The following is a 17368-nucleotide window of genomic DNA, read 5'->3' on the forward strand; positions in this document are numbered from 1 at the left end:
GGTCATCCTGGCTGATCGAGCGGGCCTCCCGCCGCGCCGGTTATCGTCCGACCGTGGCTGAGATCGATCGGATGCTCCAGGCGAACGAGGAGTGGGCGCAGCGCTTCCCGGGGAGCAAGGACGTGCGCCCCGCCCGCAAGGTCGCCGTCGTGGCCTGCATGGACTCCCGCATGCCGCTGTTCCCGCTGCTCGGTCTCGAGGTGGGCGACGCGCACGTGATCCGGAACGCCGGTGGCGTGATCACCGACGACACCATCCGGTCGCTGACCATCTCCCAGCACCTGCTGGGCACCCGCGAGATCGTGCTGGTCCACCACACCGACTGCGGGCTGGAGAAGAGCGACGACGTCAGCTTCGCCGACCTCGTCGAGCAGGCCACCGGCCGCCGGCCGCCGTGGGCGCCGCGCTTCTTCACCGTCGTCGACGACGACGTCCGGGAGTCGATCCGGCTGATCCAGGAGAGCCCGTACCTGCTCTCCCGCGAGGTGCGGGGGATGGTCTACGACGTCGAGACCGGGCGCATCCGAGAAGTGGTCTGACCGCCGGTCGGGGCGGGGGCCGCCGACTGGTATCGTGATCGGCTGGCGCGCGCAAGCCGGCTGGTGCCCGCGTGTCGTCCCGTCTCCCGTGCTCGGTGAGGCGATCCCACCAGCCATCCCGACGACGACGGAGGACACGAGCGCCGTGCGCACGTACTCACCCAAGCCCGGCGAGATCGCCCGGGCCTGGCATGTCATCGACGCCACCGACGTGGTGCTCGGTCGACTCGCCAGCCAGACCGCACAGCTCCTGCGCGGCAAGCACAAGCCCCAGTACGCCCCGCACCTCGACGTCGGCGACTTCGTCGTCATCGTGAACGCGGGCAAGGTGGCCCTGACCGGCTCCAAGCGCGACGACAAGCGCGCCTACCGGCACTCCGGCCACCCGGGTGGTCTCAAGACCATCAACGTCGGCGACCAGCTGCGCACGCACCCCGACCGCGTCATCGAGCGCGCGATCAAGGGCATGCTGCCGCACAACAGCCTGGGCCGTCAGATGCTCTCCAAGCTCAAGGTCTACGCCGGCCCGGAGCACCCCCACGCTGCGCAGCAGCCCCAGACCTTCGAGATCAAGCAGGTGGCCCAGTGACCAGCCCCGCGACCCTGACCGACGCCGACGGGCGTCCGATCCAGACCGTCGGCCGCCGCAAGGAGGCCGTCGTCCGCGTCCGGCTCCTGCCCGGCACCGGCCAGTTCAAGCTCAACGGTCGCTCCCTCGAGGAGTACTTCCCCAACAAGGTGCACCAGCAGCTCATCCGTGAGCCGTTCGTGATCCTGGAGAAGGCCGAGCAGTACGACGTCGTCGGCATCCTCAAGGGTGGTGGCGTCACCGGTCAGGCCGGCGCTCTCCGCCTGGCCATCGCCCGTGCCCTCATCGAGGTCGAGGCCGAGGACCGCCCGGCGCTGAAGAAGGCCGGCTTCCTCACCCGTGACGCCCGCGTCACCGAGCGCAAGAAGTACGGCCTCAAGAAGGCCCGCAAGGCGCCTCAGTACTCCAAGCGCTGACCCGCAGTTCGTTGGGTCGCCTGTTCGGGACCGACGGCGTCCGGGGTCTGGCCAACGCCGACCTCACGCCGGAGCTGTCCCTCTCGGTGGCACGTGCTGCCGCCGGAGTGCTCGCCGACCGCGACGGGACCTCGCGTCCCGTCGCGGTCGTCGGGCGTGACCCCCGCGCCAGCGGGGAGATGCTCGAGGCCGCGGTGGTGGCCGGCCTGACCAGCGCCGGCGCCGAGGTGCTGCTGGCCGGCGTGGTGCCCACGCCCGCCCTGGCCCACCTCACCGCCGAGACGGGCGCCGACCTCGGCGTCATGATCTCGGCCAGCCACAACCCGATGCCCGACAACGGCATCAAGCTGTTCAGTCGCGGCGGGCACAAGCTGCCCGACGCCCTCGAGGCGGCCATCGAGCGCACCGTCGTCAGCGGCTCCTCCGACGGGCACCGCCCCAGCGGCGCGGCCATCGGCCGGGTCAAGCCGCTGCCCGACGCCGCCGAGCGCTACGCCCGGCACGTCCTCTCCACCGTCGACCAGCCGCTCGACGGGCTGCGCGTCGTCGTCGACTGCGCCCACGGCGCCGCGGCCGGCACGGCACCGGACGTCTACCGCCGCGCGGGCGCCACGGTGCACGCGATCGGCGACGCACCGGACGGCTGGAACATCAACGACGGCATCGGCTCCACCCACCTCGGGCCGCTCATCGAGGCGGTCCGGGCGCAGGGTGCCGACATCGGCATCGCCCACGACGGCGACGCGGACCGCTGCCTCGCCGTGACCGCCGAGGGCGAGGTCGTCGACGGCGACGCGATCCTCGCCGTCTGCGCGCTGGCCCTCCACGAGCGCGGCGCACTCACGGGCGACACCGTCGTCGCGACGGTGATGAGCAACCTCGGCTTCCACCACACCATGCGCGACGCCGGGATCGCGGTGCAGACCACCGCGGTCGGCGACCGCTACGTGCTGGAGGCCCTGCGCGCCGGCGGGTTCAGCCTGGGCGGTGAGCAGAGCGGCCACCTGGTGTTCCTCGACCACGCGACCACCGGCGACGGGCTGCTCACCGGCCTCGCCCTCCTCTCCCGGATGCGGGCCACCGGCAACTCGCTCGCCGAGCTGGCGTCCGTCGTGCAGCGGCTGCCGCAGATCCTGGTCAACGTCCCGGTCACCGACCGGCTCGCGGTGGCCGAGAGCGACGCGGTCGCCGAGGCCGTGAACGCGGTCGAGGAGGAGCTGGGGGAGTCCGGGCGCGTGCTGCTGCGTCCTTCGGGCACCGAGCAGCTCGTGCGCGTGATGGTCGAGGCGCCCACCCAGGAGCAGGCCGACGAGGTCGCCCACCGGCTGGCGGAGGTCGTCGCCGCCGTCGGGTAGTTCCCTCCCGCGAGGAGTGACGAGAGGGCTCAGCGTTACCCGCGTGGCACGTGGCCGCGGTGTCGTGCGGAGCACGACGGTGTCGTGGACGGACTGGTCCGCCACCGCCGGTACCCTGGCACCAATGTGCGGCATTGTGGGGTACGTCGGTCCGCAGGACGCCCGGGACGTCGTCCTGGAGGGTCTGCGGCGGCTCGAGTACCGGGGATACGACTCCGCCGGTATCGCGGTCGTCGCTGACGGCGCGCTGAGCGCGGCCAAGAAGGCCGGCAAGCTGGCCAACCTGGAGAAGGTCCTGGCCGAGCACCCGCTGCCGGCGGCCACCGTCGCCATCGGGCACACGCGGTGGGCGACGCACGGCGGGCCGACCGACCGCAACGCCCATCCGCACCTGTCCGCCGACGGGTCGGTCGCGGTGATCCACAACGGCATCATCGAGAACTTCGCCGTCCTGCGCGCCGAGCTCGAGAGCGCCGGCGTCGAGTTCGAGTCCGAGACCGACACCGAGGTCGCGGCCCACCTCCTCGCGGCCGCCTACGCCGACACCCCGGAGGGCGAGGGGCGACTGGCCGAGGCCATGCGGACGGTCTGCCGCCGCCTGGAGGGCGCCTTCACCCTCGTGGCCTCCGCCGTCAGCGAGCCGGACACGCTCGTCGCCTCCCGTCGCAGCAGCCCGCTGGTCGTCGGCGTCGGCGACGGCGAGTACTTCCTCGGCTCCGACGTCGCCGCCTTCATCGGCCACACGCGCAACGCCCTCGAGCTCGGGCAGGACCAGGTCGTCGAGATCGACCGAACCCGCGGGGTCACCGTCACCGACTTCGCCGGGCAGCCCGTCGAGCCCACGGCCTACACGGTCGACTGGGACGCCGCCGCCGCCGAGAAGGGCGGCTACGACTGGTTCATGCTCAAGGAGATCGCCGAGCAGCCGCAGGCCGTCGCCGACACCCTCCTGGGCCGGATCGGCGAGAAGGGCGACCTCATGCTCGACGAGGTGCGCCTCTCCGACCAGGAGCTCCGTGACATCGACAAGATCTTCGTCGTCTCCTGCGGCACCTCGTACCACGCCGGGCTGATCGCCAAGTACGCCATCGAGCACTGGACCCGCATCCCGGTCGAGGTCGAGGTCGCCAGCGAGTTCCGCTACCGCGACCCCGTGCTCGACCGCTCCACGCTGGTCATCGTCATCAGCCAGTCCGGCGAGACGATGGACACCCTCATGGCGCTGCGCCACGCCAAGGAGCAGAAGGCGCGCGTCCTGGCCATCTGCAACGCCAACGGTTCGACCATCCCGCGCGAGTCCGACGCGGTGCTCTACACGCACGCCGGGCCCGAGATCGCGGTCGCCTCGACCAAGGCGTTCCTCAGCCAGATCGTCGCCTGCTACCTGGTCGGCCTCTTCCTCGCCCAGGTGCGCGGGATGAAGTACGAGGACGAGGTCGCCGCGATCGTCGACGACCTGCGTCGCCTCCCCGAGGCCGTCGCGCAGGTGCTCACCGGCATGGACGAGGTGCGGGCGCTGGGGCGCTCGCTGGCCGACGCCGGCACGATCCTCTTCCTCGGCCGGCACGTCGGGTTCCCGGTCGCGCTGGAGGGGGCGCTCAAGCTCAAGGAGCTGGCCTACATCCACGCCGAGGGCTTCGCCGCCGGCGAGCTCAAGCACGGCCCGATCGCCGTGATCGACCAGGGCACCCCGGTCATCGTGATCGTGCCCTCGCCGCGCAGCCGCGAGTCGGTGCACGGCAAGGTCGTCTCCAACATCCAGGAGGTCCGCGCCCGCGGTGCCCGCACGATCGTGATCGCGGAGGAGGGCGACGAGGACGTCGTCCCGTTCGCCGACCACGTCATCCGCGTGCCCCGGACGCCGACGCTGCTGGCCCCTGTCGTCACGACCGTGCCGCTGCAGGTGCTGGCCTGCGAGATCGCCGACACCCGCGGCTACGACGTCGACCAGCCCCGCAACCTGGCCAAGTCCGTCACCGTCGAATAGCAACCCCGATGATCAGGTCTCCTGATCATCGAGGGTCCTGGCTCACGGTCGGTGGTGAGCCAGGACCCGGTGTGGTGAGCCAGGACGACGGGCACGCGGCAGACTGACCCGGTGATCATCGGGGTCGGGATCGACGTGGTGCCGGTCGAACGCTTCGCGGAGTCGCTCACGCGCACGCCCGGGTTGCGCGACCGGCTGTTCACCGCGGCCGAGCAGCTGACGCCGTCCGGGAACCCCCGGACCGGTGAGTCGCTGGCCGCCCGGTTCGCGGCCAAGGAGGCCCTCGCCAAGGCCCTCGGCGCCCCGGGCGACCTGCACTGGCACGACGCCGAGGTGACCGTCGGGGAGCACGGGCGCCCACACCTGGAGGTCCGCGGCTCGGTCGCCGGCCGCGCGGCGCAGCTCGGCGTCGCCTCCTGGCACGTCTCCCTGAGCCACGACGGCGGGATCGCGTCCGCCGTGGTCGTCGCCGAGGGCTTCCCCCGCGCCGGGGAGCCCGCGTGATCGGGCTCCACACCGCCGCCGAGGTCAGGGCCGCCGAGGAGCCGCTGCTCGCCGCCACCCCGCCGGGCACGCTCATGCAACGCGCCGCCACCGGCCTGGCCGCCGTCTGCCTGCGGCTGCTCGGCACCGCGTACGGCCGCCGGGTGGCCCTGCTCGTGGGCACCGGGAACAACGGCGGTGACGCGCTGTTCGCCGGCGCGCGCCTGGCCGGCCGGGGCGTCCGGGTGACCGCCGTGCTGCTCGACCCCGACCGCGTGCACGACTCCGGCCTGGCCGCGCTGCGGCGGGCCGGCGGCCGGGTCCTCGCCGCGGGGGCGCCGGGCGTGGAGCGGGCGGTCACCCGCGCCGACCTGGTGCTCGACGGGATGCTCGGGATCGGCGGGTCCGGCGGTCTCCGGCCGGCCGCCGCGGAGCTCGCGGCCATGGCCGGGGCGGGCGCCGGGCTCACCGTCGCCGTCGACGTGCCCAGCGGGGTCGACGCCTCCACCGGTGCCGTCGACGGCGCGGCCTTCCCCGCCGTGCACACCGTGACCTTCGGTGCCGTGAAGCTCGGCCTGGTCGTGGGGGAGGGCCGGGCGTTCGCCGGCCAGGTGCACCTGGTCGACATCGGTCTGGAGCTCCCGGCGGCGACGGCGCACCAGCTCGCCGACGCCGACGTCGCCGCCCGGCTCTCGCCGCCGTCGGCCGGCGACGACAAGTACTCGCAGGGCGTCGTCGGTGTCGTCGCGGGGTCGGCCACGTACCCGGGTGCGGGGGTCCTGTGCACGGGGGCTGCCCTGCGCACCCGGCCCGGCCTGGTCCGCTACGCCGGCACTGCGGCCGACGGCGTGCGCGCGGCCTGGCCGGAGGCGATCGTCACCGACGGCCGGCCCGGTGACGCCGGCCGCGTCCAGGCGTGGGTGGTCGGCCCCGGGATGGGCACGGACGACGCCGCGCGCAGCGTGCTGGCGGAGGTGCTGGCCACCGACCTCCCCGCGGTCGTCGACGCCGACGCCCTGACGATGTGCGCCGCCCAGCCGGAGCTGGTGCGCGGGCGCACGGCGCCCACGCTGCTGACCCCGCACGACCGCGAGTTCGCCCGGTTCGGGGAGGACGTCGGCACCGACCGGGTGGGAGCGGCGCGCCGGCTGGCCGGCGATCTCGGCTGCACGGTGCTGCTCAAGGGAGAGGCGACCGTGGTGGCCGACGCCGACGGGACCGCCTTCGTCAACGGCACCGGGACGCCGTGGCTGGCCACCGCCGGCACCGGGGACGTGCTCTCCGGCATCGCCGGCGCCGTCCTCGCCACCGGGCTGCCCGCCGTGGAGACCGGTGCGGTCGCCGCCCACCTGCACGGCCGCACGGGGCAGCTGGCGGCACGGAACGGGCCGCTGCTCGCCGGCGACCTGGTCCGCCGCCTCCCGGAGGCCATCGGCCGGGTGCGCGGGCCCGCGCCGTCCGGCCTGGGAGACTCGGGCGCGTGACGAACCCAGCCCCCCGCGCCGAGGTCGTCGTCGACCTGGACGCGATCGCCGCCAACACGGCGCTGCTCCGCGACCGGGTCGACCGGCCGCTGATGGCCGTCGTCAAGGCCGACGGCTACGGCCACGGCCTCGTGCCCGCCGCCCGCGCCGTCCTGGCCGGCGGTGCGGACTGCCTGGGGGTGACGGTCCTCGACGAGGCCCTCGTCCTGCGTGCCGCCGGCGTGACCGCGCCGGTGCTCTCCTGGCTGCACAACCCCGGGACCGACTACGCGCCGGCGCTGCAGCAGGACGTGCAGGTCTCGGCCAACGCCGTCTGGGGCCTGGAGGAGATCGTCACCGCGGCGCGCGCCACCGGCCGCACCGCGCAGCTGCACCTGTTCGTCGACACCGGGCTCTCCCGCGAGGGGGCCACCATCGCGGACTGGCCGGCGCTGGTCGAGGCCGCCGCCCGGGCCCAGGCCGAGGGTCACGTGTCGGTCGTCGGCCTGTGGAGCCACATGGCCTACGCCGACGCTCCCACCCACCCGACCATCGGGGCGCAGGTCCGGGTGTTCGACGAGGCGGTCGCGCTGGCGCGGTCCGCCGGGCTCACCGACGCCCGCCTGCACCTGGCCAACTCGGCGGCCACCGTGGCGCTGCCGGAGACCTGGTACGACATGGTGCGGCCGGGCATCGCGCTGTACGGGCTCGACCCGCTCTGCGGATCCGATCCCCACGCGCACGGGCTGCGCCCGGCGATGACGGTCCAGGCGGGCGTGATGCTGACCAAGCGGGTCCCCGCCGGAGTCGGCGTCTCCTACGGCCACACGTACCTGACCCGGGCCGAGACGACGCTGGCGCTGGTCCCGGTGGGGTACGCCGACGGCGTCCCGCGGGCCGCGGGCAACACCGCTCCGGTGCTCGCGGCCGGCGCGCAGCGGCGCATCGCCGGCCGGGTGTGCATGGACCAGTTCGTGCTCGACGTCGGCGACGACGCGATCGCGGCCGGGGACCAGGTCGTCCTCTGGGGGCCGGGCGACGACGGCGAGCCGACCGCCCAGCAGTGGGCCACCGCCCTCGACACGATCCACTACGAGCTGGTCACCCGCGTCGGCGGACGGTTCGCCCGCCGCTACGTCGGTTCGGCCGGGGCGGTCTGATGGCCCGCTCGACGCCGGCGCGCACCCACTCTCGGGCGCACACCGCGGGGATCATCGGCACGGTCGTCGGCCTGGCGGCCGCGGGGACGGCGGCCGGTGTCGCCGTCACCCGCATCGCGCGGCGCCGGGTCCGGGCCGCCGAACTGGGGCCTGTGGGCGACGTCGCCGAGCTGACCGCGGCGCAGCTGCGCGAGGACGACCCGCTCGGCCCGGCCGCGCGTGCGGCGGACCGCACCGCCCTCGTGCAGGCCGACGACGGCGTGCTGCTCGCCGTCGAGGAGATCGGCCCGCGGGACGCGCCCCTGACCGTCGTCTTCGTGCACGGCTACACGCTGTCCATGGCCTCGTGGACGTTCCAGCGGCGGGCCCTCGCCGCCGAGCTCGCGACGGCGAACGGCCACCGCCCCGACGCCCGCCTGGTGTTCTACGACCAGCGCGGTCACGGCGCCTCGGGCCGGGGCCGGGCGGAGAACTCCACGATCGAGCAGCTGGCCCGCGACCTGGCGACGGTGCTGGAGGCCCGGGTGCCTCGCGGGCCGGTCGTCCTCGTCGGCCACTCGATGGGCGGCATGACGATCATGGGGCTGGCGGCGCTGCGGCCCGAGCTGTTCGGGTCCCGGATCGTCGCCGCCGCCCTCCTCTCGACGTCGAGCGGGCAGCTCGCCGACCTGAACTTCGGCATGCCCGAGCTGCTCACCCGGGTCCGGGCTGCCGTCATCCCGGTGGCGGCATGGACGATGCGCCGCCGTCCGGCGTTCGCCGAGCGGACCCGGCGGGTTGCCGCCGACCTGGTGTCGGCGGTGACCCGGTCCCTGTCCTTCGCCTCGGCGGACGTCGACCCGGCCCTCGTGCGCTACGTGGACTCGATGATCGCCGGCACGCCGGTCGACGTGATCGCGGAGTTCTACCCGGCGCTGGCCGGCCTGGACGAGACCGGTTCGCTGGAGCCGCTGCGGGCGATCCCCACGCTCGTGCTCACCGGCGCCGAGGACAAGATGATCCCGCCGGACCACAGCGAGCTGCTGCTGGAGCGGCTGGCGCGGGCGGGGGACGGCACGGCGGAGCACGTCGTCGTCCCGGACGCCGGGCACATGGTGCTGCTCGAGAAGCCGGACGAGGTCACGGAGGCGCTGGCCGCGCTGCTGCGTCGCGTCGGTGCCGGGGCGAACGCCGAGCGCTGACCTCGATCAGGGGACCCCTCCGGCCATCCCTCCCGCGGGCCCGATGAGGTAGGCGCCCGCGGCGGCGGCCGACCCACCCGTGCGGTAGGCGGCGAGCCGGGGATCGCTGTGGTCGACGTCGTGACGGTCGCGACCGCCCGGCGGCGCGAGGACGGTGCTGGGCCGGTCGAAGATCTCCGACCGTCTCCGCGCATCGGCCAGCGCCCGGCGACCGCGGAGGGCCACATCCCGAAGCTCGTCCTCCCCGGTCCGCTCGCGCAGGCCCCGCAGGACCCTGCGGCCGGCGCGGGTCGGCGCCAGGGCGGACCGGACGTGCGGGTGCCGGGCGAGAGCGCCGGCACGGCCGAGCAGTCCGAGCGCCTGCAGTCGGCGGCCCACAGTGGCAACGCGGTCGTCGTCGGCCAGCCGCCACTGCACGGTGTCGACCGAGCGGTGCCCCGTCGGTCCGACCGCGTCCAGGACCGCCGCCTCGACCGGGTGCCGTCGCGCCAGGTCGGCGGTGACCAGCTGGCCGGGGCAGCGCAGCCGGAGCCGCCCGGTTCCCAGCAGCGCGATCACCGCGGTGTCGACGAGACGGCCGGGGCCGCCTGCCAGGTACGCCACGTCGTAGAGGTCGAGGTCCTCGGCCGGCATGACCACACCTCCGGATGCGGCGCGGGTGGAGCCGGGTCCACGGTGGCACCGACCGGAGGACGGGGGAAGGGGCCGGAGGACCGCCGTTAGGGTGCGCACGTGGCCGCTCTCCGACCGCCGAGGTCCGACGCCGCGGCCGACGAGGTCGCCCGCGTGGCCGCGGCGGCCCCCGACTGGGGAACGCTGGCCGAGGTGAACCGGCCGTGCGTCGCCTGCCCGGAGCTGGCCGCGACCCGGCAGCACGTCGTCGTCGGCGACGTCCCGCTGAGAGGCCGGCCGCGGTTCGCCCTGGTCGGCGAGGCGCCCGGCGCGACCGAGGACGAGACCGGGCGGCCCTTCGTCGGGAAGTCCGGCGCGCTGCTGGACCAGCTGCTCGCCGAGGCGGGCCTGTCGAGAGCGGAGGCCGCCGTCCTGAACATCGTGAAGTGCCGCCCGCCGGCCAACCGGATGCCCAGGGCCCCCGAGGTCGCCCGCTGCAGCGGCTGGCTGCGCCGGCAGCTGGAGCTGCTCGACCCGCCGGTCGTCGTCGCCCTGGGCCTGTCGGCCGCGAAGTGGTTCCTCGGGCCGCGGACGGTCCTCGCCCAGGTCCGCGCGCGGCCGCACGAGGTGGACGGCCGGGCGGTCTGGGCCACGTACCACCCGTCGGCCGCCATCCGGTTCGGTCCGAACGGCGCCCCGCGGGCCGGGCTCCTCGCCGACCTGACCGCCGTCGCCGGGACCCTGGCATGAGGCGGGAGCACGTCCTGCCCACGCCCGCCGACACCCAGGCCCTCGGCCGCGCGCTGGCCGGCGTGCTGGCCCCGGGCGACCTCGTCGTCCTCGTCGGCCCGCTCGGCGCCGGCAAGACGGCGCTCACGCAGGGCATCGGCGCCGGGCTCGGCGTCCACGAGCCGGTGACCTCCCCGACCTTCGTCATCTCGCGGGTGCACCGCGGCGGGCGGATCCCGCTGGTGCACGTCGACGCCTACCGGCTGGGTGGCGTGGCCGACGTCGACGACCTCGACCTGGACGCCTCGACCGACGAGTCGGTGACCGTGGTCGAGTGGGGCCAGGGGCTGGTCGAGCGCCTGGCCGACGAGCACCTCGAGGTGCGCCTCGACCGCCGCGACGACGACGTCCGGACGGCGGTGCTGGTGCCGCACGGCCCCGGCTGGGAACGCCGGCTGGACGGCGGCCGAGTGGGTCGGCCGGCGAGTCAGTAACGTTGACCGACGTGCTCGTCCTCGCTCTCGACACCGCGACACCGACGCTCGTCGCCGGGCTCGCCGACTGGTCGGAGCACGGGGCGGCCGAGGTGCTGGCCGAGCGCGCGGTGCCCTCGGGCAACCGGCACGCCGAGCTGCTGACCCCGGCGATCACGAGCGTCCTCGACGACGCGGGCCTGACCATGGGCGACCTCGACGTCGTCGTCACGGGCCTCGGGCCCGGCCCCTTCACCGGTCTCCGGGTCGGCGTGGTGACCGCTGCGGCGCTGGCCGATGCCCGCGGGCTGCCGGTGTTCGGCGTCTGCTCCCTGGACGCGGTCGGCTCGGGGGCCCGGACCGTGGTCACCGACGCCCGCCGCAAGGAGGTCTACTGGGCCGCCTACGACGAGTCGGGCGCCCGGACCGACGGGCCCGGCGTCGTCCGTCCGGAGGACCTCGGCCGGCCCGGCCCCTTCGTCGGTGACCCCGCGTTCGCCGGTCGGCTGGGGGCCGACGTCGCGACCGCCGAGGTGACGACGGCGGGGCTGCTCCGCGCCGCCGGGCCCCAGCTGCTCGACCCGTCCTCGGCCGGACCGCTGCTGCCGCTCTACCTGCGCCGCCCGGACGCCACCCCGCCGACGGCGATCAAGGCGGTGTCGCAGTGACGGTCACCCTGCGGCCGATGACCGTCGCCGACCTGCCCGCCGTCATGCGGCTGGAGGAGGAGCTGTTCGCCCCGGACACCTGGACCGAGGCGATGTACCGCGACGAGCTCTCGCGCGCGGACACCCGCTTCTACGTCGTCGCCGAGTTCGACGTGGCCGGTGACGAGGACGAACCGGTCGAGGGTCCGCCGGTGATGGTCGGCTACGGCGGGCTGATCGCCTACGACGACGAGGCGCACGTGGCGACGCTCGGGGTGACGACGGCCCTCCAGGGGGAGGGGATCGGGTCGCTGCTGCTCGACGCGCTGCTCTCCGAGGCCGACCGGCGCAGCCCCGTCGTGCTGCTCGAGGTGCGCGCTGACAACGAGACCGCCCAGCACCTCTACCGCCGGCGCGGGTTCGTCGAGATCGGCCGGAGGCGGGGCTACTACCAGCCCAGCGGCGCGGACGCCGTGGTCATGAAGCGCAAGCGGGTGCGGGCCCTGAGCCGGACGGGAGGCGGACGTGGCTGACCAGCCGCTGGTCCTGGGCTTCGAGACGTCGTGCGACGAGACGGGCGTCGGGCTGGTCCGCGGGCACACCCTGCTCGCCGACGCGCTGGCCACGTCGATGGCCGAGCACGAGCGCTTCGGCGGAGTCGTCCCGGAGATCGCGTCGCGGGCGCACCTCGAGGCGATGGTCCCGACGGTGCACCGGGCGCTCGCCGACGCCGGCGCGACCCTGGACGACGTCGACGCCGTCGCCGTCACGTCGGGGCCCGGCCTGACCGGTGCCCTGCTGGTCGGCGTCGCCGCGGCCAAGGCCTACGCGCTGGCGCTCGGCAAGCCGCTGTACGGCGTGAACCACCTGGCGGCGCACGTCGCCGTCGACGAGCTGCAGCACGGCCCGCTCGCCGAGCCGTCGATCGCGCTGCTGGTGTCCGGCGGGCACAGCTCGCTGCTGCTCGTCCCCGACCTGGCGCAGGACGTGCAGCCGCTGGGCCGCACGGTGGACGACGCGGCGGGGGAGGCCTTCGACAAGGTCGCCCGCGTGCTCGGCCTGCCGTTCCCGGGCGGTCCGCCGATCGACAAGGCGGCGCGGGAGGGCGACCCGGCCGCCATCGGCTTCCCGCGCGGCCTCACCGGCCCCCGGGACGCCCCCTACGACTTCTCCTTCTCCGGCCTGAAGACCGCCGTCGCCCGGTGGGTCGAGGCGCGGCAGAAGGCGGGGGAGCAGGTGCCGGTGGCCGACGTCGCCGCCTCGTTCCAGGAGGCGGTCGCCGACGTCCTGACCGCCAAGGCCGTGCGCGCCTGCCGCGACCACGGCGTCGACCACCTCGTGCTCGGCGGGGGCGTGGCCGCCAACTCGCGGCTGCGCGCGCTGGCCGAGGAGCGCTGCGCCGCGGCCGGGATCGTGCTGCGGGTCCCCAGCCCCCGGCTGTGCACCGACAACGGCGCGATGGTCGCCGCGTTGGGCTCGCGCCTCGTGTCGTCCGGCATCGCGCCGTCCCTGCCCGATCTCGGGGCCGACAGCTCGCTGCCCATCGAGGTCGTCACGGCGTAGGCGGCTCGCAGACCAGCACGGTCGGTGCACCCGCCACCCGGGTGACCACGACGACGGCCGACCCGCTCCCGGGCCCTCTCAGCTGCCGCGCGAGGGTCTCGGGCTCGATGGGGGAGCCCCGCTTCTTGACGACGACGCGGCCGACGTCGCGGGCGCGCAGGTGCGCCCTGAGCTTCTTGAGGTTGAACGGCAGGACGTCGGCGACCCGGTAGGAGCTCAGCCACGGCGTCGATGTCGGTGCATCCGAGGTCAGGTAGGCGATCGTCGGGTCGACCAGCGTCGCGCCGTCGGCCACCAGCGACATGAGGCCGGACCGGATGAGCGCGGGGTCGGGCTCGTGCAGCCACCCGCGCACCGGGCCGACCGGCGCGGGGCCGGGGTCGTCGTCGGCGCTCACCTCGCTGACGACCCCGTCGCGGACCAGCGTCGCCCGCCGCCAGGTGGTCGCGACGGCGGGCCCCCACAGCAGCGCCTCGACGATCGAGCCGCCGGCGGACACCCACTCGGCCTCGATGCCGTCCGGGACCCGGTCGTGGTCGAGGCCGGGCGCCACCTTGACCACCGACAGCGGGACGCGGTCGAGCAGCGCCCGGACCGTCGACCAGGGCGGGGACCAGCGGTCGGGGTCGAGCTGCCGGCGCCCGCCCGCCCGGCGCGCGGGGTCGAGCACGGCGGCGTCGCAGCCGGCCACGCGGCCGCCCGCCGCCGCGGCCACGAGCTCGACGACGTCGGCGTCGAGCACCTCGACGCCGGACAGGCCGAGCGCGGCCACGTTGAGCGCGGTGAGCTCCCGGGCCACGGGGTCGCGGTCCACGGCGACGACGCGCGCACCGGCACGGGCCAGCGCCATGGTGTCCGTGCCGGCGGCGCAGCCCAGGTCGGCGACCGACGCCGCCCCGCCGGCCAGCAGCCGTGCGGCGCGCCGGTCGGCGAGCTCGGGACGTCCGGCCTGCTCGAGGGTGTCGCCGGTGAACAGCAGCCGTGCGGCGTCGTCGCCGAACGCGGCCCGGGCGCGGTCCCGCTGCCGCGCGATGCCCCACGCCGGGCCGGCGAGCTCCGCGCCGACCTCGGCGCGCAGCCGGCTCAGCGCGGTCACGGCGTCGGCCCGGGCGGCCAGCAGCTCGGCGGCCCGGGAGAGGGCCCGGACACCGTCCGGCGTCGCGAGCGCCCGAAGCTGCCGCACGGTCTCGACGGCCTGCTCGTCGGGTCGCGGGTCCACCCGCACAGCCTCGCGCACCCGCAGGGTCACCCACGTCGGGGACCCGGTTGAGCGGCTGGCACTCTCGTGGGTAGAGTGCCAATCGACACGGGCTGGCGCCCGACCCCCGCGACGGCGGGTGCCCGGATCCCGTGCCACAGCATCAGCAGTACCAGCACGTTCCTGTCACAGCCGTCCGACACCGAAGGGGGCGTCACCGACGTGACGACCGCTACCAAGGTCAGCATCAAGCCGCTGGAGGACCGCGTCGTGGTCCAGGCCAACGAGGCCGAGACCACCACCGCCTCCGGTCTGGTCATCCCGGACACCGCCAAGGAGAAGCCCCAGGAGGGCACCGTCGTCGCCGTGGGCCCCGGCCGCATCGACGACAACGGCAACCGCGTCCCGCTCGACGTGAACGTCGGCGACGTGGTCATCTACTCGAAGTACGGCGGCACCGAGGTCAAGTACAGCGGCGAGGATTACCTCGTGCTCTCCGCTCGCGACCTGCTCGCCGTCGTGGAGAAGTGACCTCTCCGCACCTGCTCCACCAGCTCTGACAACCGCCCCGGGCGACCCGATCTCGGGTCCCGGGGCGGTTGCCTTTCCGGGAGCTCGCTCCCACCCGACCCACCCCTGATCGAGAGGTCCGTCCATGGCCAAGATCATCAAGTTCAACGAGGACGCCCGGCGCTCCCTCGAGCGCGGCGTCGACAAGCTCGCCGACGCCGTCAAGGTGACCCTCGGCCCGCGCGGCCGCAACGTGGTCATCGACAAGAAGTTCGGCGCTCCGACGATCACCAACGACGGCGTGACCATCGCCCGGGAGATCGAACTCGACGACCCGTACGAGAACCTCGGCGCCCAGCTGGCCAAGAACGTCGCCACCAAGACCAACGACGTCGCCGGTGACGGCACCACCACCGCGACCGTCCTGGCCCAGGCGCTGGTCCACGAGGGCATGCGCAACGTCGCCGCGGGTGCCAACCCGATGGCGCTGGGCCGCGGCATGCGCGCCGCCGTGGACGCCGTCCACGCCGCCCTGGACGAGGCCGCCATCCCCGTCGACGACCGCAAGGCCATCGCCGGCGTCGCCACCATCTCCGCCCAGGACGCCGAGGTCGGCGAGCTCATCGGCGAGGCGTTCGAGCGGGTCGGCAAGGACGGTGTGATCACCGTCGAGGAGAGCAACACCATGTCCACCGACCTGGACGTCACCGAGGGCGTCCAGTTCGACAAGGGCTACCTGTCGCCGTACTTCGTCACCGACCAGGAGTCGATGGAGGCCGTCCTCGAGGACGCCCTCGTCCTGCTGGTCAGCGGCAAGATCGGCGCGCTCGCCGACCTGCTCCCGCTGCTGGAGAAGGTGCTCTCGACCGGTGGCCGCCCGCTGCTGATCGTCGCCGAGGACGTCGAGGGCGAGGCGCTGTCCACCCTCGTCGTGAACTCGATCCGCAAGACGATCAAGGTCGTCGCCGTGAAGTCGCCGTTCTTCGGCGACCGCCGCAAGGCCTTCATGACCGACCTCGCCATCGTCACCGGCGGTCAGGTCGTCAGCGAGGACGTCGGCCTCTCCCTCGACTCGGTCGGCCTCGAGGTGCTCGGCACCGCGCGGCGCGTGACCGTCGACAAGGAGAACACCACGATCGTCGACGGCGGTGGCACGTCCGAGGCCATCGGTGACCGGGTCGCGCAGATCCGGCGCGAGATCGAGGCGACCGACTCCGACTGGGACCGCGAGAAGCTCCAGGAGCGGCTGGCGAAGCTGGCCGGCGGCATCGGCGTCATCCGCGTCGGCGCGGCCACCGAGGTCGAGCTCAAGGAGCGCAAGCACCGCATCGAGGACGCAATCGCGGCCACCCGCGCGGCGGTCGAGGAGGGCGTCATCCCCGGTGGCGGCTCCGCGCTCGTGCACGCCGCCTCGGTGATCGACGGTCTGTCCCTGGAGGGCGACGAGCTCACCGGCGCCCGCGCCGTCCGCTCGGCGCTCGACGCCCCGCTGGTGCGGATCGCGGAGAACGCCGGCTTCGAGGGTCGCGTCGTCGTCAGCAAGGTGCGCGACCTCGGCAAGGGTCAGGGCTTCAACGCCGCGACCGGCGAGTACGGCGACCTGGCCGGCCAGGGCGTCATCGACCCGGTGAAGGTCACGAAGGCCGCGCTCGGCAACGCCGCCTCGATTGCGGCGATGGTCCTGACCACCGACTCGGCGGTCGTGGACAAGCCGGCCGAGGAGGAGCACGAGCACGGCGGCGGGCACCACACGCACGGGCACTCGCACGGCGGGCACGGCCACAGCCACTGAGCCGCCTGCCGAGGTGATGATCAGGGCCCCTGATCATCACCTCGCCAGTACGAACGAAGAGGGCGGGTTCCGGATGATCCGGAACCCGCCCTCTCGGCGTTGGTGTGGGGGAGTCAGACCCCGGCGGCGACGGCGGCGGGCTCCGCGGCGATCAGCCGGGCCCGCTCCTCCTCGCTCATGCCACCCCAGACCCCGTAGGGCTCGCGGACCGACAGCGCGTGCTTGAGGCAGGCGTCCAGCACGGGGCACCGGGCGCACACCGCCTTGGCCGCGGCCTGGCGCCGGGCACGGGCGGGACCGCGTTCGCCGTCCGGGTGGAAGAAGAGGGACGTGTTCTCGCCACGGCAGGCGCCGTGGAGCTGCCAGTCCCAGACCTCGGCGACCGGCGTCGGGAGCCTGCGAATGTCGGCCATGTCTCCTCCAGGGCTCAGGTGAGCCGGAGGGGGCTGTCCGGCTGCAAGGGGCCGGGTGCCCTTGGCCTCGCATGGTCAAACACGTCGTGATCGCAACTTTTCGGGCCGATTCGTCCGGCGGCCCCCTCCCACGGCCCTCACCCCGCGGGGTGAGGGCCGCTGTCGTAGCCCGTTCGTGTCGATCAAGGTGGGTTCTGGACGCAGCGGTTCCGGTGGGGATCCACCCCCGGGACGTGCGTCACCGGCGGGGTGTTCCCC

General features: G+C 74.5%; 19 protein-coding genes. 16 read left to right on the forward strand and 3 right to left on the reverse strand.

The window, feature by feature from the left end; translation table 11 throughout:
- The first annotated feature begins 53 nt into the window (after positions 1–53).
- From DCS98_RS09445 to DCS98_RS09485, 9 genes are all read left to right on the forward strand, one after another.
- Positions 54–539: a beta-class carbonic anhydrase gene (locus DCS98_RS09445; protein WP_116451079.1), complete on the forward strand. Its 486-nt coding sequence runs from the start codon at positions 54–56 to the stop codon at positions 537–539.
- A gap of 145 nt (positions 540–684) precedes the next feature.
- Positions 685–1128: a 50S ribosomal protein L13 gene (gene rplM, locus DCS98_RS09450; protein WP_116451154.1), complete on the forward strand. Its 444-nt coding sequence runs from the start codon at positions 685–687 to the stop codon at positions 1126–1128.
- Positions 1125–1544: a 30S ribosomal protein S9 gene (rpsI, locus tag DCS98_RS09455; protein ID WP_116451080.1), complete on the forward strand. Its 420-nt coding sequence runs from the start codon at positions 1125–1127 to the stop codon at positions 1542–1544. The genes rplM and rpsI overlap by 4 nt, the downstream gene beginning before the upstream one ends.
- Positions 1545–1555: 11 nt before the next feature.
- Positions 1556–2899: a phosphoglucosamine mutase gene (gene glmM, locus DCS98_RS09460; protein WP_116451081.1), complete on the forward strand. Its 1344-nt coding sequence runs from the start codon at positions 1556–1558 to the stop codon at positions 2897–2899.
- 124 nt (positions 2900–3023) lie between these two features.
- Positions 3024–4886 carry a glutamine--fructose-6-phosphate transaminase (isomerizing) gene (glmS, locus tag DCS98_RS09465; RefSeq protein ID WP_116451082.1) on the forward strand — a complete coding sequence of 621 codons (1863 nt, stop codon included), beginning with the start codon at positions 3024–3026 and terminating at the stop codon, positions 4884–4886.
- Positions 4887–4997: 111 nt separating this feature from the next.
- On the forward strand, positions 4998–5390 hold the full coding sequence (locus DCS98_RS09470; protein ID WP_116451083.1) for a holo-ACP synthase: 393 nt from the start codon (positions 4998–5000) through the stop codon (positions 5388–5390).
- Positions 5387–6853 (forward strand): NAD(P)H-hydrate dehydratase, encoded by a 1467-nt coding sequence (locus tag DCS98_RS09475; RefSeq protein WP_116451084.1) that lies wholly within the window; start codon positions 5387–5389, stop codon positions 6851–6853. Before DCS98_RS09470 ends, DCS98_RS09475 begins: the two co-directional genes overlap by 4 nt.
- Positions 6850–7992 carry an alanine racemase gene (gene alr / locus DCS98_RS09480; RefSeq protein ID WP_116451085.1) on the forward strand — a complete coding sequence of 381 codons (1143 nt, stop codon included), beginning with the start codon at positions 6850–6852 and terminating at the stop codon, positions 7990–7992. The genes DCS98_RS09475 and alr overlap by 4 nt, the downstream gene beginning before the upstream one ends.
- Positions 7992–9173 carry an alpha/beta fold hydrolase gene (locus DCS98_RS09485; protein WP_116451086.1) on the forward strand — a complete coding sequence of 394 codons (1182 nt, stop codon included), beginning with the start codon at positions 7992–7994 and terminating at the stop codon, positions 9171–9173. Before alr ends, DCS98_RS09485 begins: the two co-directional genes overlap by 1 nt.
- 6 nt (positions 9174–9179) lie before the next feature.
- Here the strand turns inward: DCS98_RS09485 and DCS98_RS09490 are convergent, their stop codons facing one another.
- Positions 9180–9806, reverse strand: a complete 627-nt coding sequence (locus tag DCS98_RS09490) for a TIGR04222 domain-containing membrane protein (protein ID WP_116451087.1) — start codon at positions 9804–9806, stop codon at positions 9180–9182.
- A 99-nt stretch (positions 9807–9905) separates the two neighbouring features.
- Between DCS98_RS09490 and DCS98_RS09495 the strand changes: the two genes are divergently transcribed.
- From DCS98_RS09495 to tsaD, 5 genes are read left to right on the forward strand one after another with little or no spacing between them, the layout of a single operon-like run.
- Positions 9906–10535, forward strand: a complete 630-nt coding sequence (locus DCS98_RS09495; RefSeq protein WP_116451088.1) for a uracil-DNA glycosylase — start codon at positions 9906–9908, stop codon at positions 10533–10535.
- On the forward strand, positions 10532–11008 hold the full coding sequence (gene tsaE / locus DCS98_RS09500; RefSeq protein WP_116451089.1) for a tRNA (adenosine(37)-N6)-threonylcarbamoyltransferase complex ATPase subunit type 1 TsaE: 477 nt from the start codon (positions 10532–10534) through the stop codon (positions 11006–11008). The genes DCS98_RS09495 and tsaE overlap by 4 nt, the downstream gene beginning before the upstream one ends.
- 11 nt (positions 11009–11019) lie before the next feature.
- Positions 11020–11655 carry a tRNA (adenosine(37)-N6)-threonylcarbamoyltransferase complex dimerization subunit type 1 TsaB gene (tsaB, locus tag DCS98_RS09505; protein ID WP_116451156.1) on the forward strand — a complete coding sequence of 212 codons (636 nt, stop codon included), beginning with the start codon at positions 11020–11022 and terminating at the stop codon, positions 11653–11655.
- Complete coding sequence (rimI, locus tag DCS98_RS09510; protein ID WP_338070208.1) at positions 11652–12167, forward strand: ribosomal protein S18-alanine N-acetyltransferase; 516 nt, start codon at positions 11652–11654, stop codon at positions 12165–12167. The genes tsaB and rimI overlap by 4 nt, the downstream gene beginning before the upstream one ends.
- Positions 12160–13197 carry a tRNA (adenosine(37)-N6)-threonylcarbamoyltransferase complex transferase subunit TsaD gene (tsaD, locus tag DCS98_RS09515; RefSeq protein WP_116451090.1) on the forward strand — a complete coding sequence of 346 codons (1038 nt, stop codon included), beginning with the start codon at positions 12160–12162 and terminating at the stop codon, positions 13195–13197. The genes rimI and tsaD overlap by 8 nt, the downstream gene beginning before the upstream one ends.
- On the opposite strand, the gene DCS98_RS09520 is transcribed toward tsaD, so the two are convergent.
- Positions 13187–14416: a class I SAM-dependent methyltransferase gene (locus tag DCS98_RS09520; protein WP_164704477.1), complete on the reverse strand. Its 1230-nt coding sequence runs from the start codon at positions 14414–14416 to the stop codon at positions 13187–13189. The two genes, tsaD and DCS98_RS09520, sit on opposite strands and share 11 nt — an antisense overlap.
- A 201-nt stretch (positions 14417–14617) precedes the next feature.
- Between DCS98_RS09520 and groES the strand changes: the two genes are divergently transcribed.
- Complete coding sequence (gene groES / locus DCS98_RS09525) at positions 14618–14926, forward strand: co-chaperone GroES (RefSeq protein WP_116451091.1); 309 nt, start codon at positions 14618–14620, stop codon at positions 14924–14926.
- 124 nt (positions 14927–15050) lie between these two features.
- Positions 15051–16697, forward strand: a complete 1647-nt coding sequence (gene groL / locus DCS98_RS09530) for a chaperonin GroEL (protein WP_116451092.1) — start codon at positions 15051–15053, stop codon at positions 16695–16697.
- Positions 16698–16810: 113 nt separating this feature from the next.
- Here groL and DCS98_RS09535 read toward each other — a convergent pair whose 3' ends face one another.
- On the reverse strand, positions 16811–17110 hold the full coding sequence (locus DCS98_RS09535; RefSeq protein WP_116451093.1) for a WhiB family transcriptional regulator: 300 nt from the start codon (positions 17108–17110) through the stop codon (positions 16811–16813).
- Positions 17111–17368: the final 258 nt, after the last annotated feature.

This window comes from Blastococcus litoris (assembly GCF_003075095.1).
GTDB classification, from domain to species: domain Bacteria; phylum Actinomycetota; class Actinomycetes; order Mycobacteriales; family Geodermatophilaceae; genus Blastococcus_B; species Blastococcus_B litoris.